The sequence below is a fragment of the Pedococcus sp. P2_D9 genome (assembly GCF_056404275.1).
The window spans coordinates 52,070-76,105 of sequence record NZ_JBFUEI010000011.1 but is presented as its reverse complement, the minus strand read 5'-3'; the positions used below and the strand labels follow the sequence as shown (position 1 = coordinate 76,105).

At 71.9% G+C, this 24,036-nt stretch carries 22 protein-coding genes; 8 read left to right on the top strand and 14 right to left on the bottom strand.

From position 1 onward, the window contains the following. Nucleotides 1-34 precede the first annotated feature (34 nt). Together AC1DXJ_RS16255 and AC1DXJ_RS16250 are read left to right on the top strand one after the other, a co-directional pair. Nucleotides 35-1,018: a hypothetical protein gene (locus AC1DXJ_RS16255; RefSeq protein ID WP_477615692.1), complete on the top strand. Its 984-nt coding sequence runs from the start codon at nt 35-37 to the stop codon at nt 1,016-1,018. Next, nucleotides 1,015-2,352, top strand: a complete 1,338-nt coding sequence (locus AC1DXJ_RS16250) for an ABC1 kinase family protein (RefSeq protein WP_477615691.1) — start codon at nt 1,015-1,017, stop codon at nt 2,350-2,352. The genes AC1DXJ_RS16255 and AC1DXJ_RS16250 overlap by 4 nt, the downstream gene beginning before the upstream one ends. Before the next feature lie 119 nt (nt 2,353-2,471). Here AC1DXJ_RS16250 and AC1DXJ_RS16245 read toward each other — a convergent pair whose 3' ends face one another. The 8 genes from AC1DXJ_RS16245 to AC1DXJ_RS16210 all read right to left on the bottom strand — a co-directional run bounded on the left by AC1DXJ_RS16245 (nt 2,472) and on the right by AC1DXJ_RS16210 (nt 8,792). After that, a complete protein-coding gene (locus AC1DXJ_RS16245) occupies nt 2,472-2,666 on the bottom strand; it encodes a hypothetical protein (RefSeq protein WP_477615690.1) in 195 nt (64 codons plus the stop codon). Nucleotides 2,667-2,671: 5 nt separating this feature from the next. Continuing rightward, nucleotides 2,672-3,265, bottom strand: a complete 594-nt coding sequence (locus AC1DXJ_RS16240; RefSeq protein ID WP_477615689.1) for an HhH-GPD-type base excision DNA repair protein — start codon at nt 3,263-3,265, stop codon at nt 2,672-2,674. 25 nt (nt 3,266-3,290) lie between these two features. Beyond that, complete coding sequence (locus tag AC1DXJ_RS16235; RefSeq protein ID WP_477615688.1) at nt 3,291-4,772, bottom strand: alkaline phosphatase family protein; 1,482 nt, start codon at nt 4,770-4,772, stop codon at nt 3,291-3,293. A 150-nt stretch (nt 4,773-4,922) separates the two neighbouring features. Next, on the bottom strand, nt 4,923-5,054 hold the full coding sequence (locus AC1DXJ_RS16230; protein ID WP_477615687.1) for a hypothetical protein: 132 nt from the start codon (nt 5,052-5,054) through the stop codon (nt 4,923-4,925). A gap of 68 nt (nt 5,055-5,122) precedes the next feature. Further along, a complete protein-coding gene (locus tag AC1DXJ_RS16225; protein WP_477615686.1) occupies nt 5,123-5,410 on the bottom strand; it encodes a WhiB family transcriptional regulator in 288 nt (95 codons plus the stop codon). Nucleotides 5,411-5,674: 264 nt separating this feature from the next. Continuing rightward, nucleotides 5,675-5,914, bottom strand: a complete 240-nt coding sequence (locus tag AC1DXJ_RS16220) for a hypothetical protein (RefSeq protein ID WP_477615685.1) — start codon at nt 5,912-5,914, stop codon at nt 5,675-5,677. Between the two features lie 148 nt (nt 5,915-6,062). Continuing rightward, nucleotides 6,063-8,270 carry an ATP-dependent DNA helicase UvrD2 gene (locus tag AC1DXJ_RS16215; RefSeq protein ID WP_477637492.1) on the bottom strand — a complete coding sequence of 736 codons (2,208 nt, stop codon included), beginning with the start codon at nt 8,268-8,270 and terminating at the stop codon, nt 6,063-6,065. A 36-nt stretch (nt 8,271-8,306) separates the two neighbouring features. After that, nucleotides 8,307-8,792 (bottom strand): PPOX class F420-dependent oxidoreductase, encoded by a 486-nt coding sequence (locus AC1DXJ_RS16210; RefSeq protein ID WP_477615683.1) that lies wholly within the window; start codon nt 8,790-8,792, stop codon nt 8,307-8,309. A 137-nt stretch (nt 8,793-8,929) separates the two neighbouring features. On the opposite strand from AC1DXJ_RS16210, the gene AC1DXJ_RS16205 reads away from it, so the two are divergent. Next, nucleotides 8,930-9,199 carry a glutaredoxin domain-containing protein gene (locus AC1DXJ_RS16205; protein ID WP_477615682.1) on the top strand — a complete coding sequence of 90 codons (270 nt, stop codon included), beginning with the start codon at nt 8,930-8,932 and terminating at the stop codon, nt 9,197-9,199. 24 nt (nt 9,200-9,223) lie between these two features. On the opposite strand, the gene nudC is transcribed toward AC1DXJ_RS16205, so the two are convergent. Continuing rightward, the gene (gene nudC, locus AC1DXJ_RS16200) at nt 9,224-10,201 is read right to left on the bottom strand and encodes an NAD(+) diphosphatase (RefSeq protein ID WP_477615681.1); all 978 of its coding nucleotides are present in this window, start codon (nt 10,199-10,201) and stop codon (nt 9,224-9,226) included. A gap of 41 nt (nt 10,202-10,242) precedes the next feature. On the opposite strand from nudC, the gene AC1DXJ_RS16195 reads away from it, so the two are divergent. Continuing rightward, the gene (locus tag AC1DXJ_RS16195) at nt 10,243-11,601 is read left to right on the top strand and encodes a phosphotransferase (RefSeq protein WP_477615680.1); all 1,359 of its coding nucleotides are present in this window, start codon (nt 10,243-10,245) and stop codon (nt 11,599-11,601) included. A gap of 16 nt (nt 11,602-11,617) precedes the next feature. Here AC1DXJ_RS16195 and AC1DXJ_RS16190 read toward each other — a convergent pair whose 3' ends face one another. From AC1DXJ_RS16190 to moeB, 4 genes are read right to left on the bottom strand one after another with little or no spacing between them, the layout of a single operon-like run. Then, a complete protein-coding gene (locus tag AC1DXJ_RS16190; protein WP_477615679.1) occupies nt 11,618-15,070 on the bottom strand; it encodes an ATP-dependent helicase in 3,453 nt (1,150 codons plus the stop codon). Next, on the bottom strand, nt 15,070-18,279 hold the full coding sequence (locus tag AC1DXJ_RS16185; RefSeq protein WP_477637491.1) for a PD-(D/E)XK nuclease family protein: 3,210 nt from the start codon (nt 18,277-18,279) through the stop codon (nt 15,070-15,072). The genes AC1DXJ_RS16190 and AC1DXJ_RS16185 overlap by 1 nt, the downstream gene beginning before the upstream one ends. 56 nt (nt 18,280-18,335) lie before the next feature. Further along, complete coding sequence (locus AC1DXJ_RS16180) at nt 18,336-18,698, bottom strand: MGMT family protein (RefSeq protein WP_477615677.1); 363 nt, start codon at nt 18,696-18,698, stop codon at nt 18,336-18,338. 10 nt (nt 18,699-18,708) lie between these two features. Beyond that, a complete protein-coding gene (gene moeB, locus AC1DXJ_RS16175) occupies nt 18,709-19,935 on the bottom strand; it encodes a molybdopterin-synthase adenylyltransferase MoeB (RefSeq protein ID WP_477615676.1) in 1,227 nt (408 codons plus the stop codon). Between the two features lie 91 nt (nt 19,936-20,026). Between moeB and AC1DXJ_RS16170 the strand changes: the two genes are divergently transcribed. The 3 genes from AC1DXJ_RS16170 (at nt 20,027) to AC1DXJ_RS16160 (ending at nt 21,410) form a co-directional block, all read left to right on the top strand. Then, complete coding sequence (locus tag AC1DXJ_RS16170) at nt 20,027-20,668, top strand: TetR/AcrR family transcriptional regulator (protein WP_477615675.1); 642 nt, start codon at nt 20,027-20,029, stop codon at nt 20,666-20,668. 79 nt (nt 20,669-20,747) lie between these two features. Then, nucleotides 20,748-20,969, top strand: coding sequence for a DUF3107 domain-containing protein (locus AC1DXJ_RS16165; RefSeq protein ID WP_477615674.1), 222 nt, complete (start codon nt 20,748-20,750; stop codon nt 20,967-20,969). 174 nt (nt 20,970-21,143) lie between these two features. After that, a complete protein-coding gene (locus tag AC1DXJ_RS16160; RefSeq protein ID WP_477615673.1) occupies nt 21,144-21,410 on the top strand; it encodes a GlsB/YeaQ/YmgE family stress response membrane protein in 267 nt (88 codons plus the stop codon). A gap of 64 nt (nt 21,411-21,474) precedes the next feature. On the opposite strand, the gene AC1DXJ_RS16155 is transcribed toward AC1DXJ_RS16160, so the two are convergent. Further along, entirely contained in the window at nt 21,475-22,167 is a 693-nt protein-coding gene (locus AC1DXJ_RS16155; RefSeq protein WP_477615672.1) for a ferritin-like fold-containing protein, read from the bottom strand. Between the two features lie 208 nt (nt 22,168-22,375). Between AC1DXJ_RS16155 and AC1DXJ_RS16150 the strand changes: the two genes are divergently transcribed. After that, nucleotides 22,376-24,004 carry a DEAD/DEAH box helicase gene (locus AC1DXJ_RS16150; protein WP_477615671.1) on the top strand — a complete coding sequence of 543 codons (1,629 nt, stop codon included), beginning with the start codon at nt 22,376-22,378 and terminating at the stop codon, nt 24,002-24,004. Nucleotides 24,005-24,036 lie beyond the last annotated feature (32 nt).

Below are 24,036 nucleotides of genomic sequence, written 5' to 3'. Positions count from 1 at the left end.
AGACGGCCCCGGCGGCTGTGCGAGATTGGGCCGCGTGACCGGACGACCCCTCCTCAAGACCCTGTGGCCTGTCTTGCGGCGGGGCGGCGGATGCGTGCAGTTCGGCACGGACCCGGACCACGCGGTCGTCCTCGACGGGCTGCGCGAGGACGAGGTGTCCGCCCTCGAGTCACTCGACGGGACTCGCGAGGTGCCTGCCGCGCTGCGCTCGCCGGCAGGGCAGGACCTGCTCGACCTGCTCCTCGGGCACGGGCTGGTCGTCGAGGCCGGTGACCCGATCTCGTTGCCGCCACCGGTCCGTGCCTTGCTCGCCCACGACGCCCAGGCGCTGCTGCGCACGGCCACGCCACCACTGCAGGGGTATGCCGCGCTGGCCAGGCGCCGCGCCGCCCACCTGTTCGTCGTGGGTCGCGGAGAGCTCCCGGCAGCGGTCGCTGCCGAGCTGCGCCACGCCGGAGTGGGGACCGTGCGACAAGGTTTCGAGGTGGCCGACGACTGGGAGCAGTCGCTCGCCGAGCGGAACGGCCTGGCGGGGCCCGCGCTCGTCGTCCTCGTCGGCAGCTGCGCCCTCGACCCGGCGGCCGCGGGACCGTGGCGAGCCCGCGGCATACCCGTCGTGCCCGTGGTGCTGCATGGCCTGGAGGCCGTGGTGGGGCCGGTCGTCGTGCCGCACGGTCCCTGCCTGCGGTGCCTGGACCTCGCGCGCGCGGACCGCGACCCCGGGTGGCCGGCCCTGCTCGGCCAGCTCCTTCCTGCCCGGGTCGGCGCCGGCGCCGAGGTCAGCGGCGAGACCACCCTCGTGGGGCTGGCCACGTCGATGACCGCGATGGTGGCCCTCGCGGTGCTCGACGGACAGGTGCTCCCGCTGGGGCGCTCCCTGGAGGTCTCGCTGCCGTGGCCACGCGTGCGACAGCGGCAGTGGGAGGTGCACCCGCGGTGCGGCTGCGGGGCCGGATCCGACGCGTCTGGGCGACCCGCCCACGTCGACACCCGCGTACAGGCGAGAATGGCCGGGTGAACGAACTCCCCCGCCGCGCCGTCACCCGCACGGCCCGCCTGGCAAGCCTGCCCCTCGGGTTCGCCGGGCGCACCGCCATGGGGTTCGGCAAGCGGGTCGGGGGCAAGCCCGCCGAGGCCGTCGCCGCCGAGCTCCAGGCGCGCACGGCCGAGCAGCTGTTCAAGGTGCTCGGCGAGCTCAAGGGCGGGGCGATGAAGTTCGGGCAGGCGATGTCGGTCATGGAGGCGGCGCTGCCCGAGGAGATGGCCGGGCCCTACCGCGCGACCCTGACCAAGCTGCAGGAGGCGGCACCCCCGCTGCCCGCAGCCACCGTCCACAAGGTGCTCGCCGAGGAGCTGGGGCCGCGCTGGCGGACGGCGAAGTTCCAGTCCTTCGAGGACACGCCCTCAGCTGCCGCCTCGATCGGTCAGGTGCACAAGGCGGTCTGGCGGGACGGCCGCGAGGTCGCCGTCAAGATCCAGTACCCCGGGGCCGGCAAGGCTCTGCTGTCCGACCTCAACCAGCTCGCCCGCGTGGCTCGCCTCGCCGGGGGCTGGATCCCCGGCATGGACATCAAACCCATCACCGACGAGCTCAAGTCGCGGATGAGCGAGGAGCTCGACTACAACCTCGAGGCGGCCAACCAGCGCACCTTCGCCAAGGCGTTCCGCGGCGACCCCCACTTCGCGGTGCCAGACGTCCTGGTCAACAGCGAGCACGTCATCGTCTCGGAGTGGATGGATGGGACACCCTTGTCCCGGATCGTGGCGTCAGGCACCCCGGAGGAGCGCAATGCAGCCTCCGCGCGCTACATGGCGTTCCTCCTGGTGGGACCGGCGCGCGCGGGGCTGCTGCACGCCGACCCGCACCCGGGCAACTTCCGGTTGCTGGACGACGGGCGGCTCGGCGTCATCGACTACGGCGCGGTCAACCGGCTGCCCGCAGGCCTGCCCCCGGCGATGGGTTCGCTCGTGGGCGCGGCCCTGCGGTCGGAGGCAGCGGAGCTGGAGAAGGGCCTGCGGTCCGAGGGGTTCATCAAGCCGTCGATGTCGCTGGACGCCGAGGCCCTGCTCGAGTACCTCCAGCCGTTCATCGAGCCCCTGACGCACGCGGAGTTCACCTTCAGCCGGCCCTGGCTGCGAGGGGTCGCGGCGCACGTCAACGACATCCGGCGGCCCGAGTTCCTCGTCGGGATGAAGCTCAACCTGCCGCCGTCCTACCTGCTGATCCACCGGGTCTGGCTGGGCGGGATCGGTGTGCTGTGCCAGCTCGGGGGGACCGTGCCGGCCCGCCAGATCGTGGTCGACCACATGCCCGGTATGCAGCTGCGTCACCTCCCCCCGCCCGTCTCCTGACCCTGCGACCCCTCTGCGACTTGTTGCCGGCAGATCGTCACGGACCGCCTGTTTGGGGGGCTCCGTGACCACCAGAAGGCGACACGTCGCGCGCCGCTCGGCTCTGAGGGCAACGCGGTTCACCACCAGGCGGAGTCGAGCTTGCCCTCGATGCTGCGCAGGTGCTCGCGACTGCAACGGTCGCAGGTCCAGGTGTCCCTGCCGTTCTCGACGCCGCGGGTCCAGGTGATCGCGGCGAGCGACGCGTCGGGCGCCACCGTGCCGCAGGTCGCGCAGACCGGTGGCTGCAGGGTCGGTCCCGCGGACTCGGCCACGGCTACTACTTCTTCGTGACGGTGGCGGCTTTGGCCTTGGCCGATGCCTTGGCGGCCTGCTTGAACTCGCGCACCTTGGCCAGGGACGACGCGTCGACGACGTCGGCCACCGACCGGTAGGAGCCGTCCTCGGCGTACGGGCCGATCGCCTCCTGCCAGCCCGCCGGTCGCACGTCGAGCTGCTTGGCCACCAGTGCCGCAAAGATGCGGGCCTTCTGGTCGCCGAAACCGGGCAGCGCCTTGAGCCGGTCCAGCAGGTCGCGGGCATCCTTGGCGTCGGTCCAGATCGTCTCGGCGCGGCCGTCGTACTGGTCGCGCACGACGGTCGCCAGCTGCTGGACGCGCCCCGCCATCGACCGGCCGTAGCGGTGGATGGCAGGCGGCGTCGCGCACAGGTCGGCGAAGGCCTCGGCCTCGGCCGCTGCGATCGCATCGGGCGCCAGCGTGCCGAACCGGTCGAGGATCTTCCACGGCCCCCGGAACGCGTGCTCCATCGGGTACTGCTGGTCGAGCAGCATGCCGACCAGCAGGGCGAAGGGGTCGTTGCTGAGGACCTCGTCAGCGGCCTCGTCCTGGGCGATCCGGATCTGCGTAGCCATGCGCGCCAGCCTAACTGGGCGATGCTCAGAGGAGGTAGACGAAGCCGGGGCCCTCGTCCCGATAGGGGATGCCGAGCGCGTCCAGCGCGGGTTTCCACGAACCGGTGACGCTCTGGTCAGCCCCCTCGAACCCGTGGTCGGCAGTCAACAGGAAGGTCACCTCGTCGAGCACCCCCAAGGACTCCAGGTGGTCGAGGAACGCCACCAGCCGGGCATCGCTCTGCCGCAACGAGTCGCGCGCCATCTGCGAGCGCGGGCCGCCCGCGTGGTGCCCTGCGTCGGTCACGACGTGCGCCCACCAGGTCAGGGTCGGCGCCCCTTCGGCGTCCTCCCAGAGCTGGAGCATCTGTTGCAGCCCCATGTCGTCGACCTGCACCCCCCAGCGGAAGTAGGCGTCCTCGAGGTCCTCGGCGCGCTGCACGAACGGCGAAGCATCCGGGTCCGGAAGGAGGTCGCCCATGCCGTTCGTCGCCGCCTCGAACCCGCCCGCCGCCCGCAACAACGCCATCGTGCCGTAGTCGGCTCCCCGGTCGATCGCCTCGTCCACACTCGCCGTTCGCGGCGAGTCCCCTTGCTGCACATGGTCGTTCACCATCTCGAACACCGTGCGCACACCCGGGCGCAGCCACTCTGCACTGCGGTGCCAGGTCTCGGCATTGTTCGGCACGACCTGCTCGTCCAACGCTCGGTCGTAGTAGACGTTCCCCAGCACGCCGTGCCGCCCCGGTCCGACTCCGGTCAGGATCGACGTGTGGTTGGTGAGGGTCACGCTGGGGAACTCCGCCACCGCACCGCCCCGCAGTGCCAGTCCGCGAGACACAAGTCTGGCCACCCCGGGCAAGTCGCCGGCCTGGGCGAGCTGCAGCAGGTCGCCGCAGTGCGCACCGTCCCACAGGATCCCCACGACCCTGCGCCGCTGCCCTGCGGGCAGTGGTTCGAGGTATGCCGTGAGCGGCCGACCGTCCAGTGCCTCACCTCGGCCGTCGCGCAGGTCCGCCTCCGGCACCCCGGACATCACGGCCAGGGTCGGGGCCACGTCGACCAGCCGGGCGTGGTCGTCGACGAGACCGAGTCGTGCGACGCCTGGTCCGGACATGACCAACGGCGCTCGTGACTGGATCACGTCGAGCGAACCGTGCTCGCCGAGGTGGCCGCCCTCGTCGGGGAAGTAGTGCCTCGGTGAGTGCACGATCGCGACGTCGGGACTGCGGTCAGCGTCGCCGAACAACGACAGGATCCGTTGCGCGGCATACGGGTAGGCGTTGTCGGTGGACACCCGCGGACCGGCGGCCGCGATCTCCGCGTCGTAGGGCAGGAACGCCATCGGGTCCTCGCTCGCCACGGGATCGAGGCCCGCCAGCACCTCGTGGCTGCCGTCCTCGTGCAACCGCACCACTCCCAGGTGGTTGGCGGCGTGGGCGACCCCCTCGTCCACCCAGAGAACGAGGTCGACCACGGCGGACAGTTCGGGGGCGGTCAGCGCCGTGACGACGGCTTCGCGGGACATGCCCGGACGATAACGAGTCGAGAGTGCACGACACGCTGACGACGCGGGTCGGCCGTCAGCGTGTCGTGCACTCTCGACGGCCCCCGGACATGAAGAACCCGCCGGGACGACCTCCAGAGCGGAAGGTCCCGGCGGGTTCGGGCACGGGGGTCACCGGGCCAGCATGCGAGGCAGGGCGAGCAGCATGTCGTGCTGCGCCTGCGCCTCGAGCCGGCGCTGGTACTCCCGTTGACGGCGCTTTCGATGAGCGCGCGCCAGGTCGGCGTACAAGGCCTGGAACATGGTGAAGCTCCTGGTGGGTGAGAACTGGAAATGGGTGATGTGGTCGGCACCGTGCGTCGTGGACGACATCAGGCGGCGACCGGGTTCTTCCGCGGCCGGCCCCGCGGCCGCTTGCGTGCGACGACAGCTCCCTGGACGAAGAGCTCACCGCCCCACACGCCCCACGGCTCCGACCGCTCGAGGGCACCCGCAAGGCAGGCGGCCAGGGCCGGACACGTGTGGCACAGCGCCTTGGCGAACTCGACGTCGGCCGGGCTCTCGGCGAACCACATCTCGGCGTCGTTGTCTCGACACGGGATGCCGGCGCCAACGCTCGCGGCCTGCTCGTTCAGGTCGTGGAGTGCGCTCAGATGCATCGGGTGTCACCTCCCTCTCGTCGTCCCGCCACGGTGGTGGCGAGTTCTGGTTCCGTCTGGCCGGCTGGTCCCCGGTGGGGGGCCGACCCGTTCTCTTCGGTGTCGAACTTCATCTGGTGGTGCTTCTTCCTGCTTGCGGTGGTGCGGAAGAAATCTGTGCTGCTGCCTGACCGGCTGGGCGACCAGCCGTCGGGACAAACAGAAAGGCCGCGGATCCCGGATATCGGGTTCCGCGGCCTTGGAGAGGGCCTGCTGGCTGGTGGCCTAGACAGGTGGTTCTCCGAAGGGACGGAACTCGAGATCCTTGGTGGTGGCGCCGAAGCTGCCGACGTAGAACGTCGGAACCGGGGCATCGGTGATCACACGGGCGGCGACGGGCGCGGGCACAGTGGTCCCCTGGACCCATCCACGGTTGCCTGCGAGGAGGACACGGCCGACCTCGGGGCACACGGAACGGACGCGGGACATGTGAGTCGCGTCGATCGTCATCGTGATGTTCTCCATTGGGACCTTCCCTCCTTCGGCTGCTCGTGGACGCCGGCGCATCGCGCGCGACCCCCTGGGCTGGTGTGTTCATCCAGAGTAGGGGACGCGCTGCGGCGCCAGCAACGCATTTAACGAGATTTCCCGCAAAGAATTGGTGAACGAACGCCTAGTCGTCGGAATCCGTTGCGGTAGAACGACTTTCGAGCACAGATTCGACGTCCTCGCCACCGATGAGGGCCAGCACCTGCGCGCCGTAGAGTCCGAGCTTGCGGGCGCCGACACCCGAGATCTGGGTCAGTTCCCCCTCGGAGGTGGGTTCGCGCTCCGCGATCGCCGTGAGCGTGGCGTCGGTGAAGACGACGTATGCCGGCACGCTGGTCTCGCGCGCGACGGCCAGTCGCCAGGCACGCAGGCGCTCGAACGTCTCCTCGGAGTAGGTCGGTGGGCAGGTGTCACACCGGCCGGTCTTGCGCTGTGCGGCCGTCGTCAGCTCGGTGCCGCACGTGCGGCAGTGCACTGGGAGGGCGGCCTTGAGCTGCTTGCCCCGGCCTCCCCTGCCGGACCCGCCCGACCCGGACGCGCCGACCTTTCCGGAGCCCTTGGGGGTCGACCGGGCGCCGTCGCCGAGGATGCTCGCCGCACCGTCGAGGAACCGGGACGGGCGGCGGCTTGCCCGGGCCCCCGGCGTCCGCGCGCCCGACCAGGACAGCCGCAGCTCGCGCCGGGCACGGGTCACCCCGACGTAGGTGAGGCGCCGCTCCTCCTCGATCGCCTCAGGGGTCTCGGCCATCATGATCGGCAGGTAACCGTCCGAGACTCCGGCGAGGAAGACGACGTCCCACTCCAGCCCCTTCGCCGCGTGCAGGGAGGCCAGCGTGACGCCCTGGACAGCCGGTGCGTGCTGGGCAGAGGCGCGCTCGTCGAGCTCACGCACGAAGTCGGGCAGGCGGGCTTCGGGCGTCGCCACCACCAGGTCGTCGGACAGGGCGGCGAGCGCACTCAGCGACTCCCACCGCTCTCGGCCGGCGCCACCCGAAGCCGGCGCCTCGCGGGTCCAGCCAGCCCCGAGCAGCACGTCGCGGACCAGCTCGGGCAGCGGCTTCGACGCGTCGTCCGAGCGGGCCGCCCCGCGCAGCAGCAGGATCGCGTCGCGGACCTCCCTGCGCGAGAAGAACCGTTCCCCTCCCCGGACGAGGTAGGGGATCTCCTGCTCGGCCAGCGCTGACTCGAACGCCTCGGACTGCCCATTGGTGCGAAAGAGCACGGCGATCTCGGCCGGGGACACTCCGTCGGCCACCCGCTTGGCGATCTCGCCGGCCACCGCCGCCGCCTCGGCCGGGTCGTCCGGATGGGAGCTCAGCACCGGTGTCGGGCCGTCGGCGCCCTGGGCCTGCAGCTGCACGGCGTTGCTCCGCATCGAGCCCGACGGCCCACGCACGACGAGGTTGGCCAGCCCCACGATCTGGGGGGTCGACCGGTAGTTGCGGACCAGTCGGACCACCTGGGCCTTGGGGTGCCGGGCCTGGAAGCCCAGCAGGTGCGCCGGGCTCGCCCCGGTGAAGGAGTAGATCGTCTGTGCCGGGTCGCCCACGACGCACAGGTCGTCGCGCTGTCCCACCCACAGGTCGAGCAGCCGTTGCTGCAGCGCGTTGACGTCCTGGTACTCGTCCACCACGAAGTGGCGGTACTGCGAGCGCACCGCTCGGGCGATGTCCTCGCGCTCCGCGAGGATCCCGACCGTCAGCAGGAGCACGTCCTCGAAGTCGATCACGCCGCGCTGGGTCTTCACCTGCTCGTAGGCCTCGAGCACCCGTGCCATCGCGGTCGCATCCAGACCGGGAGGCTCGCGGCGCGCGGCACGCGCCCCCGCGGCATACGTCTCCGGGGTGAGCATCGAGACCTTGGCCCACTCCACCTCGGCGGCGAGGTCGCGGATGGCGGTGCGGTCGCGGGCAAGGTCGAGCCGCAGCGACGCGGCGGCCTGGGCCACTGCCGCGGCCTTCTGGCTCATCACCTCGGGAGCTGCGCCGCCGATTGCCTGCGGCCAGAAGTAGTGCAGCTGCCGCAGGGCGGCCGCGTGGAAGGTACGTGCCTGCACGCCGGCGACGCCGAACGTGCGAAGGCGGGTGCGCATCTCACCGGCTGCGCGCGCGGTGAACGTCACCGCCAGCACGCGCTGGCCCTGGTAGGCGCCGGAGTGCACGCCGTAGGCGATGCGGTGGGTGATCGCCCGCGTCTTGCCCGTGCCGGCACCGGCCAGCACCACCATGGGCCCCAGGGGATGCGCGGCCACCTCGCGCTGCTCGGGGTCGAGGGCGTCGAGGATGTCGTCTGCGGAGGCGTGCACGGGTATGCCGCGGGGCTGGATAGGCATCGGCGCGATCCTGTCATGGGCAACCGACGCCCGTCGTCACTGGATCAGGCCGTAGACCCGGGTCACATGCAGCCGCAGGATCCGCCGGTGGTCCTGCACCATCGCGCGCCGGTAGTCGTCCCAGTCCGAGTGCTCCTCTCCCCGGATCGTGCGGAACAGCTCGACCAGCTCCTCCACGGTCTCGTCGTCCCGCGCCCTCGCCACGGGCGAGAACTCGACGTCACCCTCGAGCACGGCATACGACCAGCCGTCGGGTGAGGTGACCAGGAGCGAACCCCTCGGGTCGCGCAGCAGGTTCGCCACCTTGGCCCGGCCGTCGACCACGGACACCCGAACGGTGGGACCGGTGGGGCTGGTGAGGTCGGCAGGGCTGGTGGGGCTACTGCGCTGGGCCTGGTCCAGGGCGAAGTTGACCATCGAGAGCTGGGGCCGGCCGTCCCGCTTGAGGGCGGCGAGGGTGCCCAGGTTGCGCCCCGCAGCCAGGGCGAGCAGGGCGGGGTCGTGCGCGGAAGTCTGCGGCATGGGACATCATGGTCACAGAGATCACACTCCGGCACGGAAGGTCAGCGGCCCGGTTGGTGTTGACCAACGCGTAGACCCCCCGGTCCGTACGACCGCCCCCACCTGCGACCCCACCTTCGAAAGAGACGACGCGACGCATGAGCGCCACCGCCCTGAAGTCCCCTGCCCCCGGCTCCGTGACGATGTTCAGCACGTCCTGGTGCGGGTACTGCAACCGCCTCAAGGCCCAGATGGGTCGCGAGGGCATTGCCTTCACCGAGGTGAACATCGAGGACGTGCCGGAGGCCGTGAAGTTCGTGATGGACGCCAACGACGGCAACCAGACGGTCCCCACGCTGCTCTTCCCGGACGGCTCCTCGGCAACCAACCCCTCGATCCACGAGGTCAAGAAGAAGCTCGCGTCCTGACGCGCTGAGCCCCCCGGACACCCCTCAGCCGGGTGTCACGTCCTCGAGGTCGTGGCCCAGCCAACGCTCGATGATCCGGCGGGCGATCGACAACCGGGTCGACGCGCTGACGTGACCCGCGGCCAGGATCTCGCGGTACTCGTCCCGGGTGAACCACCGGGCCTCGGCGATCTCGGACTCCTGCAGCCGCAGCTCGCTGGACGCCGCGCGCGCGGTGAACCCCACCATGATCGAGTTCGGGAACGGCCACGGCTGGTCCCCCAGGTACTCGACGTCGCTGACCACCAGGCCGACCTCCTCGTACACCTCTCGCGCGACCGCCGCGGCCAGGCTCTCGCCCGGCTCGAGGAAGCCCGCCAGCACCGAGAACCGCCCTGTCCCCCAGCCCGCGCCCCGGGCCAGCAGGATCCGGTCGCGGTCGTCGATGACGGACATGATGACCGCGACATCGGTCCGCGGGTAGTGCTCGCTGCCGTCCCGCTCGCACCGGCGCAGCCACCCTCCCTGGACAGGCGCGGTCGGGGCGCCGCAGCGCGGACAGTGGGTGTGGGTGGCGTGCCAGTTCGCCAGCGCCAGCGCGGTGGCGAAGATCGTGGCGTCGCGGTCGGACAGGTCCGCGCCGACCTGACGCAGCGAGCGCCAGTGGTCGCCCTCACCCTCCGGCCCCTCACCCTCCGGCACCTCTCCCTCCGCAGGGACCGGCTCCGCCACCGCGAGGTATGCCGTGCCGTCACCGTCCTGCCCCAGGTAGAGGACCAGCGCGGCCGAGTCTGACGCCATGGGAGGTCGCAGCAGCAGTGCCGGATCGTCCGAGGCCGCGTCACCCGAGCCGACCACGGAGGTGACCACGGGGACCTTGTCACCGCGGACCACGAGCACCCGGGTGGCGGGCTGGGCCAGCAGCCGTGGAACGAGGTCCGGATCAGCCCGGCGCTCCGCGTGACGGTCCAGGCCGGGACGGGCGAGCGAGACATTCGCGAGAGTTTCGGTCAGGAGGCCCACGCCTCCACCCTAGGCGCGCCCGCACGGCATACGGTGACGGTGTGGACCGCAGCCCCCTCTTCCTCGCCGCTCTCGCGAGTGCTGCCGTGCCGGGCCTCGACCCCGCGAGCGTCGAGGCCCTCCCCGGTGCGCACGAGCACCCCGAGCGCGCCAACAGCTACGACGTGGCGTTCGTGCAGGACACCCAGCACCGACGGTGGGTCGTGCGCGTGCCGCGCAGCCAGGCGGCCGCCGCCCAGATGGAGTCGACCTTCGGGCTGCTGGCCCTGCTGGCGCGACGGCTGCCGTTCAGCGTGCCGACGCCCAAGGGTTTCGCCGCGCTGAAGGAGGGCGGTCGGGCCGCGATCTACCCCTACCTGCCGGGGCAGAACATCGACTTCTCCCAGCTGTCGGGCGGTCCCGGGCTCGCCGCCGAGCTCGGGCGGGCCATCGCGGCCCTGCACAACGCTGACCACGGGCTGTTCGACGAAGCCGGGCTCCCGGCCTACGACGCCGACACCTACCGCACTCGGCGACTCAGCGAGCTGGACCGGGCGGCGGCCACCGGACACGTGCCGACGGGGCTCCTGGCGCGCTGGGAGAAGCTGCTGGAGGACGTCACCCTGTGGCGGTTCGCGCCGACCCCGACCCACGGGGACCTCACCGGCGACCAGGTGCTGGTGGTCTTCGACGACGAGGACGACGCCTCGACCGGCCGGGTCAAGGCGCTCACCGGCTGGGAGGACGCCAAGGTCGCGGATCCCGCGGACGACTTCTTCGCACTGGTCACCCAGGCGTCGCCGAGGGCCATGGAGACGTTGATGGAGGCCTATGCCCACGCCCGCGCCGAACGCCCTGACGTCCACCTGTTGACCCGGGCCCGGCTGTGCGCCCAGATGCGGACCCTGTCACAGCTCATGTCCGCCGTGACCGGAGGCGACCGGTTGGAGGTCGAGCGCCACGCCTCGGCGCTGCGCCGACTGGACGCGCGGGTGCATGCCGAGGAAGAGGAAGCCAACGACTACCGGCGCGCGGGTCTGACGCCTGCTCGGCCCAAGAGCCCGGTGCTGGTGCCGCCGACGGTCGTCGACGACGAGGACGACGAAGAGGACGACGTCGAGGTGATGTTCGGCCGGACCGCTGACGCTGACGCTGACCCTGACCCGGGCCCTGGAGACGGCGAGGACAGCCGCGACAGCGACGACGAAGCGCTGGCGGCGCCGGACGAGGAGGACAGCGATCTCGAGGACGACGGGTCGCCCCAGCTCGGGCTGGCCGAGAACGACGTCACGGCGGAGATCGACGTGTCCGAGCTGCGCGCTCCCGAGCCGATCGAGGGCGAGGACCCCGGACCGGAGTTCGAGCCCGGCTACAGCCCGCGGTCCTCGCAGCGCGGCCCAGTCGGGCACGCCGACTCCTAGCCGCGCACGCCGACTCCTAGTCGGGCACGCCTGCCAGCAGCTGTGCCAGGGCGTCGGCGTCGGGTAGGTCCGGCCAGACGGTCTCGCCCGTTGCGGCGTAGTAGAACGCCGCATCGACGGAGTCCAGCTCGAGGCCGCGAAGGCGCGCAAAGGCGACGCGGTAGGCCGCGACCTGCAGGGCACGTGCCGCCCCGGAACCACCCCGCGGCGTGGCACCGGTCTTCCAGTCGACGATGGTGAAGCCACCGCCCGGCCGGGGGAAGACCGCGTCGATGCGGCCCCGGACCGCAATCCCGTCGATGACCGTCTCGACCGCGATCTCGATCTCGGCCGGGGTGCGGTGTGCCCAGTCGCTCGCGAGGAACCGCTCCTTCATCAGGGGAAGGTCGTCATCATCACCGGGGTCGTCGTCGGCGCTGCCGGGCAGGTCGAGGATGTCGACCATCGCGGCTTGGGCGAAGTGCTGCTCCACCCAGGCGTGGAAGGCCGTCCCGCGGCGAGCGGCCAGCGCAGGGGGTTCGGGCATGGGGCGCCGCAGGGCCGACGCGAAGCGGGCAGGATCCTGGGCCAGTGACACCACGGCAGACGCGGAGAGGTGCCGCGGCATGAGGACGGTGACGTCGCCACGGTGGGCCAGCCGGCGGCGTTCTTCGAGCAGGAGGTCGAGCTCCTCGAGCACCGGCAGCGCGGCGCCGGGCATCGGCAGGATCCCTTGCTCGGCGGCCTCACCGGGCTGGCTCGACCCCTCGGCGTGCGCCTGTACGGCGGACCGGACGGCAGCCGCACCGGTCGCCAGGGCGGCACGGCGCTGGGCGAGCGGGTCGGCCGGCCACTGGACGGACACCGCCTCGGCCGCCGACGGGTTTACCGCCTCGTCGGGCAGCGCGGGGTCAGGAAGGTCGACCCACGCGAGGCGCTCGACAGGCAGAGCCTGCTCGGCCTCCACGACCTCCGTGAGGAACCGCGAAGTGACCTTGGGCGTCTTGCCGTCGGTCCAGACCGGCGCCGTCAGCAGCATGTCGGACCGGGCCCGGGTGAAGGCGACGTAGGCCAGCCGACGTTCCTCGTCGACACCGTGGTCTCCCCCGGCGCGCAGGAAGTCCTCGACCCGCGTGTCCATGTCCTTCCAGTCCGACGCTGCCTGCCAGTCGAGCAGTGGGAGCCCGTCACGGTCGCCACGCAGGGCGTAGGGGATGCCGCCGTCGGACAACCCACCGATCCACCCGCGCTGCTTGGGCGGCGACATCCGCCACTGCTCGCCGTCGGAGCGACTGGCCGCCGAGGACAGCGCCGGGAACGAGCCCTCCACGAGCCCGGGGACGGCGACTGCGTCCCACTCCAGGCCCTTTGCCGCGTGCACCGTCAGGATCTGGACCGCGTCGGAGGAGGCCTCGATATAGCCCTTGTCGAGCCCTCGCTCCTCCTTGAGGGCGGCGGCCAGCCAGGCGAGGAACCCGCCGAGGTTGGGTCGGTCAGCGCTGACGGTGAAGGTCGCTGCGACGTCGGCGAAGGCGTCGAGGTGGGCGCGAGCGGCGGCCGGCGTGTAGCCCTCTCGAGCCAGCACCTCGATGTCGAGGCCCAGGGCGCGTTCCGCCTCTCCCACGAGATCGGCCAGCGGCAGCGCCGACAGGGACCGAAGCCGGCGGATCGCCTGCTGGAGGCCACGCAGCCGACCCAGCCCCACCTCGCTGACGCCCTTGCCGTCCCAGCTGGTCCAGCCGGGACGAGGCGGGTCGTCGACGGCCTCGACGATGCTGACCCGGTCGGAGCTGTCGGGCGCCTGGTCACGGGTCGTGCGAGCGGCTGGCCCTGCCACCGCCCCTTCGGCGTCGTCGTCGTCCTGTGGCGCGTCGCGGTCGTCGACGCCCAGCCTCAGGTCCTGCTGGTGGCGGGCCCACGCCATCAGTCCGTCGAGGTCAGCCGCCCCCAGTCGACTCAGTGGGCCGGTGAGCAGCCGCATGAGCTGGTCCCCCCGACTCGGGTCGTTGACGACGTGCAGCAGGGCGGTGATGTCCTCGACCTCGGGGGTGAGCAGCAGCCCGCCGAGGCCGACGACCTCGTGCGGGATCCCCCGTGAGTCGAGCGCGTCGATCAGGGCAGCGAACTGGGACCGCTTGCGGCACAACACCGCGCACGACGTGGCCCCGGCCGCTCGACGGTCCTGCAGCCACGTGGCAACCAGGGCAGCCTCGTCGCCCGCCGTCTCGACACGGGCAGCCACCACCCGTCCGGGCCCTGCGCCCGCACGCGAGACGAGCTCGTCGACGGGGACCTTGGACCCCGCCCGCAGGGGACCGGCCACCGCGTTGGCCACCCGGAGCACCCCCACGTCGTTGCGCCAGCTGGTCGCCAGGGGCAGTACGGGAGCCAGCCCGCCGTCGGTACCGAACGCGCTGCGGAACTCGCTCAGGGTGGTCGCGCTGGCCCCTCGCCAGCCGTAGATCGACTGGTGCGGGTCGCCCACGGCGGTCACCGGCGACGGCTCCCCCGGCGCGACGAACAGCGACCGCAGCAGCTCGAGCTGGGCGGCCGAGGTGTCCTGGAACTCGTCGAGCAGGACAGCGCCGAAGCGCTGCCGCTCGATGGCGCCGATGTCGGGGAAGGTCATGGCCAGTCGGGCGGCCAGCGCCATCTGGTCGGCGAAGTCCATCGCGTCACGTGTGCGCTTGAGCGCGAGGTAGCGCTCGACCATCGGCAGCACGCCGGCCCGCGCCCGCAGCTGCTCGCGCATCTTCTTGACCTCGCCGGGCAGGTCCTTGCCACGTGCCCCGGCGTGCGGGGGCAGCGCGGCCAGTGCATCCAGGACCCGGTCGAGGTATGCCGCGACGTCACCGACGCCGACCAGGTGCTCGGCCATCTCGCCGGCCAGGTCGACGACGGCTGCCGTCACGGTGGACTCGGCGAACTGCACGTCGTCCATCGGCCCGTCGTAGGCGGCGACCACCTCGGACGCGTACTGCCACGCGGCGGCCTCGGACAGCAACCGTGACTCGGACTCGTAGCCCAGCCGCAGCGCGTGCTCGCGCACCAACCGCCCTGCATAGGAGTGGTAGGTCGACACGGTCGGCGTCCCGCCCAGGACCTCGGCCCCCGTCTCGGCGTCGTCGGTGCGAGGGTGCCACACGTCGCGCTGCTGGAGCAGCCGCAGGCGGGCGCCGATGCGCTCGGACAGCTCGGTCGCGGCCTTGCGGGTGAAGGTGAGGCCGAGGACCTGGTCGGGCTCGACGAAGCCGTTGGCGACCAGCCACACCACGCGGCCGGTCATCGTCTCGGTCTTGCCCGACCCGGCCCCGGCCACGACGAGCAGCGGCGACATCGGCGCCTCGATCACCTCGACCTGCTGAGCCGTGGGCTCAGGTTGGCCGAGAGCATGGGCAATCTCCTTGGCGGACAACAGATCTCGCGCCATCGGCACCTGCGTTGCCAGGTCCAGCGCTGCCAGGTCCTGCGTCGTCGGGTTGTGCGCCATCAGAGCACCCGCCCCTCGGGCTGCGCCGGGCAGGAGGCCCTGAGCTGGCACAGCTTGCACCAGTCCCCGACCGTCGCCTTGAAGGTCGAGCCGGCCATCCCCTCGGCCGTCGACGTCACGAGGTCGGCGGCCCACTGCGGATCCGCGTCGTCGCGGAGCGGGCCCTGCGTCTGCAGGGTCGTCTTGACCAACGCGGCCTTGCCGACCTGGAGCAGGGCGGCGCCGGCAGACCGGTCGCCCAGCTCGCCGAACGCGCCGCTCTCGACGCCGAGCTGGTAGGCACCGAGCTGCGGGTGACGCGCGAGCTCCTCGGCGCGGGGCTTGCTGCTGCCCGTCTTGTAGTCCACGACGCGCAGCGCCGTGCCGTCCGGCGTCCTCTCGATGCGGTCGACCTTGCCGCTGAGGACGGCCCTGCCGAGGACGACCTTCATGTCGATCTCGGCACCGAGCCGCACCCAGCCGCCCGCTCGCGCCTCGTCGAAGTAGGTCGCCAGCCTGCGGACCATGCCGTGCGCATCCAGGCGCTTGCGGTCGGAGACCCAGCCGGCCGGCATACCGAGGCGGCCCCAGCGGGCATCCACCTCGGCGACCAGGGTGTCGGCATCGACGTCACCCAGCTCGGCGGCGATGTCGTGGACGAGCGTGCCGATGTCGGCGGCGCCGACGGACGGCCCGTCCCCGCCGACGGAGCCGAGCAGCCAGCGCAGCCCGCAGTTGCCGAACGACTCGACCTTGCTCGGCGAGACCCTGACCTCCTGGTCGTCGGACCGCAGTGGACGGTCGTCGGACACCTCGCGCAGCGCCCACCACTGGCCGGGGTCGGCCCCCGGCACACCCTCGCGGGTGAGCCGGGACAGCGCGGCCACCGCAGTGGCGCGCACCGCAGGGTCCTCCGAGACGAGCTGGCGGCGCAGCTCACCCACGAGGGTGGGCAAGGTCATCGTGCGTGCGACCTCGGCGAACCGTCGATCTCCTTGAATGGCAATGGTTTCGGGGTCGACGACGTCGAGGTAGACCGAGGGCTGCTCGTCGTCGGAGCGCACCGCGGTCACGATGACGCGATCGCTCGCCCGGGTGAGCGCGACGAGGAACGACCTCGTCTCGTCGTAGCGGACGGCCGCCTGCGCCGCCCGGAACGTCGTCGCCCGCCCCGCCACCACGTCGACCAGGTGCTCCGAACCCAGCAGCGAACCTCGCAGTCGCAGGTCTGGCCAGACGCCTTCCTGCACCCCCGCCACGACCACGAGGTGCCACTGACGCCCGGCAGCCGCCTGGGGTGTCGTGACGGTGACGGACTCTCCCACCGGCGACCGGGCGACCAGGGTGTCGCCCGGGATGTCCTGGCTGCCGATGTGCGTGAGGAACTCCTCGGGTCCGGCCTGCGGAAGCCGGTCGACGAACTTCGCCGCCGCGTCGAACAGCCCCACGACGGCGTCGAGGTCACGGTCCGCCCGCGCTGCACCCGCACCACCGCCGAGGGCGGTCGCCTGCCACTCGGCTCCGAGCCCGGTCGCGGCCCACATCGCCCAGAGCACCGACTCCGCGCTGACGCCGCCCTCCCAGCGCCAGACCGCGCCGTCCCCCTCGCCCTCCAGGACGCCCCGCGCCGCCTTGATCCCGGCGGCGATCGTCGCGGCGACCCGCCGAGCAGGGTTGGCCTCGGGCCCGAGCTCGATCAGGGCACCGGGCATGACGAGGGCTTCGGCGAGCAGCTCGTCACTCGTGCGCCCCCCGCCGTTCTCGAGCTCGAACCTGCGCAGTGCCCGGCGGAGCCGTCGCAGCCCGACCGCGTCGGCACCACCGATGGGGGACAAGAGGGTGTCGACGGCTACCTCGGGGTGGAGCGCCTCGGTGGCACCGCGGGCCAGGTCGAGGACCACGTCGAGCAGCGCCAGCAACGGCCGGACCGCCACCTCGTCGCGCACGGGCAGGTCGGTGGCCGTCCCGGCGACGGGCACCCCTGCCGCCATCAGCACACGGCGCAGGGTCGCGGTGCGCCCCTGGCCGCGGACGATGACGGCCATCTCCGACCACGGGATGCCGAACCTCAGGTGCGACTCGCGCAGCTCGGCGGCGACGTGGCTGGCCTCCTGGCTCACGGCGCGCAGCAACCGCACGTCGACCTGGCCACCGGGACGCCCCGCGGCGGCGCCGCGCTGGAGGCCACCCCCGAGGGCGCCGATCTTGGGGGCAACCCTGGCCGCCGCGTCGACGACCGCCTGCGGGAGCCGGTATGCCGTGGGCAGCACCAGCGTGCGGGGCCCACCGGAGCGTGCTTCGACGCCGGTCGCACCCACCGTGTGCTCCGCTGTCGCGACCAGTTGCGTCCAGCCGTCGCTGAGGTGGCGCGGGTCCGCCCCGCGGAAGGTCTGCACCGCAGCGTCGGGGTCGCCGAGCAGGACCAGGTCGAGGCCCGGGGTCGCCATGGTGCGCAGCAGGCGGGCTGCGGCCGACGTGAGCTCCTGGGCGTCGTCGACCACCACCAGGCGCAGCCCGTCGACGAGCCGCGCGCGGGCCGCCGGGTCCTCCTCGAGCAGGTCAGCCGCGGCCCCGAGGATCCACGCCGGGTCGTAGGCACCCGGTGCGGACAGCGCGGTGACCTCGTCGTACTCGGCCAGCACCTCCGCCGCGGCGACCCACTCCGGCCGGTCGTGCTCGCGCCCCAGCCGGACGAGGTCGGCCGGCTCGAGGTCGTGCTCGACCGCGCGCATCAGCAGGTCGCGCAGCTCACCCCTGAAGCCGCGGGTGCCCAACGCCAGGTGGACCCGCTCGGGCCACGCCGGGCCGGTGCCCTCCTCCACGTGGCCGGCCAGCAGCTCGCGCAGGATGACGTCCTGCTCGGGTCCGCTCAGCAACCGGGGCGTGGGATCCCCTCGCAAGGCGGCCGCCTGGCGCAGGATGCCGAAACCGAGGGCCTGGTGCGTCCTGGCGAGCGGCTCCGTCGACGTGCCGCCGAGCCGGGCCGTCACCCGCTCGCGCAGGCTGCCGGCCGCGACCCGCGAGGACGTGAGGATGAGGCACTGGTCGGGCGTCGCCTCACCCGACTCGACCCGGGCGACGACGGCCTCGATCGCCGTGGTCGTCTTGCCCGTGCCCGGACCTCCGAGCACGCGCAGCACACCACCGCGGTGAGCCAGGGCAGCCAGCTGGACGTCGTCGAGCGGGGGCGCCTCGGCCACCACGCTCGGAGCGCGGCGCAAGGTCAGCATCCGCTCATCCCACCATCCGCGACCGACAGTCGACCGGCCGCCACGCCCTGCGGAGCTCAGGAGTCCGGCGGCGGGACAGGGACCTTCGCCTCCAGCCACCGGGCGCGCGCCAGGTCGACCCGTCGCCCCTCGACCTGACCGCGGACGAGAGGGGTGCCCTCCTCGCGGTAGTGCGCCAGCGCCTCGGCCTCGAGGCCTTGCGGAAAGTAGCCGCCGGACCGGATCACCCGCCACCAGGGCACATCCGAGCCGTACCTCGCCATGACGGTTCCGACACCGCGGGGGCCGCCACGCCCGAGCAGCTCGGCGATGTCGCCGTACGTCATCACCTTGCCCTCGGGAATCGTGTCCACCACCTCGAGCACGTCGTCGGCGAAGTCGCTCGGGGCACCACCGACCCGCCCTGGCTGCGTGACCATGCCAGCCCCTTCAGTAGACCGGCAGGCTCGGGTCGACGTCCTTCACCCAGGCCAGCACGCCCCCGGTCAGGTTGGCGACGTCGGCACGGCCCCTCGCGGCGAGCAGCCCGGCAGCCTCCGCTGACCGCACCCCGGACTTGCACATGACCACGACCGGTATGCCGGGTGGCAGCTCGTCGGCGGCCGTCCCGTCGCGGAACCGGTCGAGGTGCAGGGCCCGGGCGCCGGGGATCGACACGACCGCACGCTCCCCCGGTTCGCGGACGTCGACCAGCTCGAACTCCCGGTCCCCGATGTCCCGCTCCGCCAGCATGGCGGCCAGGTCCGTCGCCGACACCTCGGCGAACGCGGCAGCCGGCGCGCGGCTGCCCTCGCCCTCAGCCTGGACGGACCCCGACACGGAAGCACCCGGCATACCGCAGAACTGCTCGTAGTCCACCAGCGAGGTCACGGTCGGCGACTCGCCGCACACGGGGCAGTCGGGGTCGGCGCGGACGGTGAGCGAGTCCCAGGTCTGGCGCAGGGCGTCGTGCACGAGCAGGCGTCCTACGAGCGGATCACCTTGTCCCACAATGAGTTTCACTGCCTCAGCCACTTGGACGGACCCGATGGCCGCGCACAGCACGCCGAGCACACCGCCCGTCGCGCAGGAGGGAACGGCATCGGGCGGCGGGGGTTCGGGGAAGACGCAGCGGTAGCAGGGGCCGCGGCCGGCGAACCAGACCGACACCTGGCCGTCGAAGCGGTAGATCGAACCCCACACGTGCGGCATACCGAGCAAGACGCACGCGTCGTTGACGAGGTAGCGGGTCGGGAAGTTGTCGGCCCCGTCGAGGACGACGTCGTAGTCGGCCAGGATCTCGAGCGCGTTCTCGGAGGTGAGCCGCACGTCGTGGCGGACGACGGTGACGAGCGGGTTGATGGCCGCCACCGTCTCGGCTGCGGACTCGGTCTTGGGACGACCGACGTCGGCGACCCCGTGCACGACCTGCCGCTGGAGGTTGGAGGCGTCCACGACGTCGTCGTCGACCACCCCGATGGTGCCCACTCCAGCGGCCGCGAGGTACATCAGCGCGGGCGAGCCGAGCCCCCCTGCACCGACGACCAGTACGCGGGCGTTGGCCAGCCTTCGCTGACCCTCCAGGCCGACCTCGGGGAGCAGGATGTGGCGGGCGTAGCGGGCCTTCTGCTCGGTCGTCAGCTCTGGTCCGGGCGCAACCAGCGGTGGGATGGCCATGTGATGCAGGTTACCCACCCGTACGATGTTCACGACACCGCAGTCAGGCCGCACCACCGCCGAACGCTGCACCATCGAACAGAAGGTCCCCATGTCCCTTCGAGCAGTTCCAGGCACCGACAACGCCCGGGGCCAACGCCTCCCACGCTCCGCCCGCCGCGCCCAGCTCCTCGAAGCGGCCCAGGCCGCCTTCGTGGAGTCCGGCTACCACGCGGCCGCGATGGACGACATCGCCGATCGCGCCGGCGTCTCCAAGCCGGTGCTCTACCAGCACTTCCCCGGCAAGCTCGAGCTCTACCTCGCCCTGCTCGACAAGCACAGCGAGGCGCTCGAGCAACTCGTCCGCGAGGCCCTCGCGTCCACCCAGGACAACCGGGAACGGGTCTACGCCACCATCGCGGCCTACTTCGACTTCGTCTCCCGTGACGGGGCGGCCTTCCGGCTGATCTTCGAGTCCGACCTCACGAACGAGTCCGCGGTCCGCAACCGCCTCGACGCCGTCGGCCTGGTCTGCGCCGAAGCCGTGGCCGAGGTCATCGCCGAGGACACCGGGCTGACCGACGAGGACGCCTCGCTGCTGGGTATGGCGCTCACCGGGATCGCGCAGGTCAGCGCCCGCCACTGGCTCGCCCAGGGGTCCGACGTCCCCAAGGAGGAGGCCGCCCTCCTCATGGGTGCGCTCGCCTGGCGAGGCCTCGGGTCGTTCCCCAAGGTGGGCGGGGAAGGTTCCTGACACACCGCTCGTTAGCCTTGTCGAGAGTTCCGCACGCGCTCGTATGCCGCGTGCCCACCCAACCCTGAAGGGAACCACCGTGGAGGTCCGCATCGGCGTCCAGAACGTCTCGCGCGAGGTCGTCTTCGAGTCGACCGAGAACGCAGCCGACATCGCTGCCGCCGTGAGCAAGTCGCTCGAGAAGGGCACCGTCCTCACGCTCGTCGACGACAAGGGGCGCCAGCTCCTCGTCCCGGCCGCGGTCCTCGGCTACGTCCAGATCGGTGAGTCCGACAAGCGCGGCGTCGGCTTCGGCGTCTGACCCTCCCCTGGCAGGCCCCTCTCGCGGCCCTGACCTGCACCGATACCGGGCAGATCGTGTCCGCACCGTGACGCAACACGCCGTTGGAGTATGTGCGGTTTGGCGCGATCCATGGTGGGGTAATGACGCAATGCGATCGGTCAGCCGCTCGCTCACACGAAAGTGAGGCAGCACATGGAGATCATCGGTGTCATCATCGCGGGTGCCATCATCGGCGCCCTCGCCAAGCTAGTCATGCCGGGTCGCCAGGCCGGCGGGATCATCGTCACGATCGTCCTCGGCATCATCGGCGTCATCATCGGTTACTACCTCGCAGCGGCGCTGGGGGTCGAGGCCACCAAGGGCGTCGACTGGCTCCGCTGGATCATCAGCATCATCGTCGCGGTGGTGCTCATCGCCATCTACGGTGCGGTCACCGGGCGAAGGAACACCACGGTCTGAGACCACCCGCCTCACCCGAGAGGGCCCGGACCGCAAAGGACCGGGCCCTTTCGCATGCCCGCCCTCAGGCGGCGAGGCCGAGACGACCCATCCGGCGGGTGTGCTCGTCAGTGAGGCGGGCGAACATGCGGCCCAGCTCGGCCAGGTCGGCGCTCGGGCGATCTGGACCGCCGATGCCACCCACCATGAGCGAGGCCAGGGCGTCGCGCTCGACGGCCACCTGCTGGGCCTGGGAGAGCGCCTCACCCACGAGCCTGCGGCCCCACAGCGCCAGGCGCCCGGCGATCTTGGGATCCGCCTTGATCGCCTCGCGCACCACCTTGACGACGAACTCGGCCTGCCCCACGTCCTCCATGGCCGAGTGCACCAGCGCCTGCGTCGAGGGGTCGACGTAGGCGGCGATCTCGCGGTAGAAGTCGGTGGCGATGCCGTCGCCGACATAGGCCTTGACCAGGCCCTCGTGCCAGCTACTCGGCTTGGTGCGCTCGTGGAACGCGTCGATCGGGGCGATGAACGGCGCCATCGCGACCTCGGGGTCGATCCCCATCTCGTCCAGTCGGGCGACGAGGATCTCGTAGTGCCGGAACTCGGCCACCGCCAGCCCGGCCACGGCAGCCTTGAGCGGCTGGGTCGGCGACAGCTCGCTGTCCCCGGCAAGTCGGGTGAACGCAGTGAGCTCGCCGTACGCAAGCACTCCGAGGAGGTCGGCGACTGCGTCGCGGTACTGCGGATCGGCCAGCCAGTCGTCCTTGGTCATGCCCGTCACCCTAACGTCGGGGCCCTCGGTGACCCTCGCCGATGCGGGGATGTCGGGGCCGCCCCGCTAGACTCAGGTGGTCAAAGGTGCCCGGTCGGCACGAATCAGCCGCGGACACGGTCCGCGCTACCCATGACGAAGACCTCCGATCGGCCCGCTGTGCGAGCGCCACCCCGACTGTGGGGGCGCCCCCGATCGAGAGAACTCCATGACTGAGACCACCTCGGGCACCCACGCGCCCGACGCCGAGCTGTCCGATGCCACCACGCCGGACACCACCGCCGACGCTCCCGTCGCCGCACCGGCCGACCCGACGTTCGCCGACTTCGACGTCCACCCCGACATCGTCGCCTCGCTGGGCGACGCCGGTATCGTGACGCCGTTCCCCATCCAGGCGATGACCCTCCCGGTCGCGCTCAGTGGGCACGACATCATCGGCCAGGCCAAGACCGGCACGGGCAAGACCCTCGGCTTCGGCGTCCCGATGCTCAACCGCACCGTCGCTCGCGGCGACGCGGCCTGGGACACCTTCCCGCACGCCGGCAAGCCGCAGGCCCTCGCCGTCGCCCCGACGCGCGAGCTCGCCGTCCAGGTCGCCGCAGACCTCGAGCGCGCCGGCAAGCGGCGCGGCATCCGCGTGCTCACCGTCTACGGCGGCCGCGCCTACGAACCCCAGATCGAGGCGCTGAAGAACGGCGTCGAGATCGTGGTCGGCACGCCCGGTCGCCTCATCGACCTGGCCAAGCAGGGCCACCTCGACCTCTCGCAGACCAAGTCGGTCGTGCTCGACGAGGCCGACGAGATGCTCGACCTCGGGTTCCTCCCCGACGTGGAGAAGCTGCTCGCGATGACCTCGCCGGCCCGTCAGACGATGCTCTTCTCGGCGACCATGCCCGGCGCCGTCGTCGCCCTCGCCCGTCGCTACATGCGTCAGCCGACGCACATCCGCGCGATGGGTGACGACCAGGAGAACGCCCACACGGTCAAGGCCGTCGAGCAGTTCGTCTACCGCGCCCACGCGATGGACAAGGTCGAGATGCTGGCCCGCATGCTCCAGGCCGACGGCCGAGGCCTGACCATCATCTTCAGCCGCACCAAGCGCACGGCCGCCAAGGTCGCCGACGACCTCACCGAGCGCGGGTTCGCCGCCGCGGCCATCCACGGTGACCTCGGTCAGGGCGCGCGCGAGCAGGCCCTGCGCGCGTTCCGCAACGGCAAGGTCGACATCCTCGTCGCCACCGACGTCGCGGCCCGCGGCATCGACGTCGACAACGTCACCCACGTCATCAACTACCAGTGCCCCGAGGACGAGAAGACCTACCTGCACCGCATCGGTCGCACCGCCCGCGCCGGCAACACCGGCATCGCGGTGACCTTCGTCGACTGGGACGACCTGCCGCGCTGGGGCATGATCAACAAGACCCTCGACCTCGGCATCCCCGAGCCCGAGGAGACCTACTCCTCCTCCGACCACTTCTACGAGCAGCTCGACATCCCGCGCACAGCCAAGGGCCGCCTGCCCAGGGCCGCGCAGAAGCTCGCCGGCCTGGGCGCCGAGGTGCTCGAGGACCTCGGCGAGACGGGCAAGTCCGGTGGGCGTCGTCCCGGTGCCGGCCCGAGCCGCGACGGTGGCGGCCGTGGCCGTGACGGCGGCAGCCGCGACGGCGCTGGCCGTGGCGGTCGTGACGGCAACCGTGATGGCGGCGGTCGTGGTGGCGAACGTCGCGCCGAGAGCGCACCGGCCGAGGGCGGCGATGTCGCGGCCAAGCCGCGCCGCAACCGCAACCGTCGCCGCACTCGTGGTGGCGCCGGCGCGGGCGAGGCCAGCCAGGCCTGACGCCCCACCCCGTGACAGACCAGGTATGCCGC

Excerpts from the sequence above, each read along its gene's own strand:
- AC1DXJ_RS16180 (WP_477615677.1), bottom strand. The coding sequence starts at position 18,698 with ATGGTCACGCAGCCAGGGCGGGTCGGTGGTGCCCCGAGCGACTTCGCC.
- AC1DXJ_RS16225 (WP_477615686.1), bottom strand. The coding sequence starts at position 5,410 with ATGCATCTGAGCGCACTCCACGACCTGAACGAGCAGGCCGCGAGCGTT.
- AC1DXJ_RS16155 (WP_477615672.1), bottom strand. The coding sequence starts at position 22,167 with ATGACCAAGGACGACTGGCTGGCCGATCCGCAGTACCGCGACGCAGTC.
- AC1DXJ_RS16170 (WP_477615675.1), top strand. The coding sequence starts at position 20,027 with ATGTCCCTTCGAGCAGTTCCAGGCACCGACAACGCCCGGGGCCAACGC.
- AC1DXJ_RS16150 (WP_477615671.1), top strand. The coding sequence starts at position 22,376 with ATGACTGAGACCACCTCGGGCACCCACGCGCCCGACGCCGAGCTGTCC.
- AC1DXJ_RS16240 (WP_477615689.1), bottom strand. The coding sequence starts at position 3,265 with ATGGCTACGCAGATCCGGATCGCCCAGGACGAGGCCGCTGACGAGGTC.
- AC1DXJ_RS16160 (WP_477615673.1), top strand. The coding sequence starts at position 21,144 with ATGGAGATCATCGGTGTCATCATCGCGGGTGCCATCATCGGCGCCCTC.
- AC1DXJ_RS16190 (WP_477615679.1), bottom strand. The coding sequence starts at position 15,070 with ATGGCGCACAACCCGACGACGCAGGACCTGGCAGCGCTGGACCTGGCA.
- AC1DXJ_RS16210 (WP_477615683.1), bottom strand. The coding sequence starts at position 8,792 with ATGCCGCAGACTTCCGCGCACGACCCCGCCCTGCTCGCCCTGGCTGCG.
- AC1DXJ_RS16230 (WP_477615687.1), bottom strand. The coding sequence starts at position 5,054 with ATGTTCCAGGCCTTGTACGCCGACCTGGCGCGCGCTCATCGAAAGCGC.
- moeB (WP_477615676.1), bottom strand. The coding sequence starts at position 19,935 with ATGGCCATCCCACCGCTGGTTGCGCCCGGACCAGAGCTGACGACCGAG.
- AC1DXJ_RS16205 (WP_477615682.1), top strand. The coding sequence starts at position 8,930 with ATGAGCGCCACCGCCCTGAAGTCCCCTGCCCCCGGCTCCGTGACGATG.
- AC1DXJ_RS16220 (WP_477615685.1), bottom strand. The coding sequence starts at position 5,914 with ATGGAGAACATCACGATGACGATCGACGCGACTCACATGTCCCGCGTC.
- AC1DXJ_RS16185 (WP_477637491.1), bottom strand. The coding sequence starts at position 18,279 with ATGCTGACCTTGCGCCGCGCTCCGAGCGTGGTGGCCGAGGCGCCCCCG.
- AC1DXJ_RS16235 (WP_477615688.1), bottom strand. The coding sequence starts at position 4,772 with ATGTCCCGCGAAGCCGTCGTCACGGCGCTGACCGCCCCCGAACTGTCC.
- AC1DXJ_RS16215 (WP_477637492.1), bottom strand. The coding sequence starts at position 8,270 with ATGCCTATCCAGCCCCGCGGCATACCCGTGCACGCCTCCGCAGACGAC.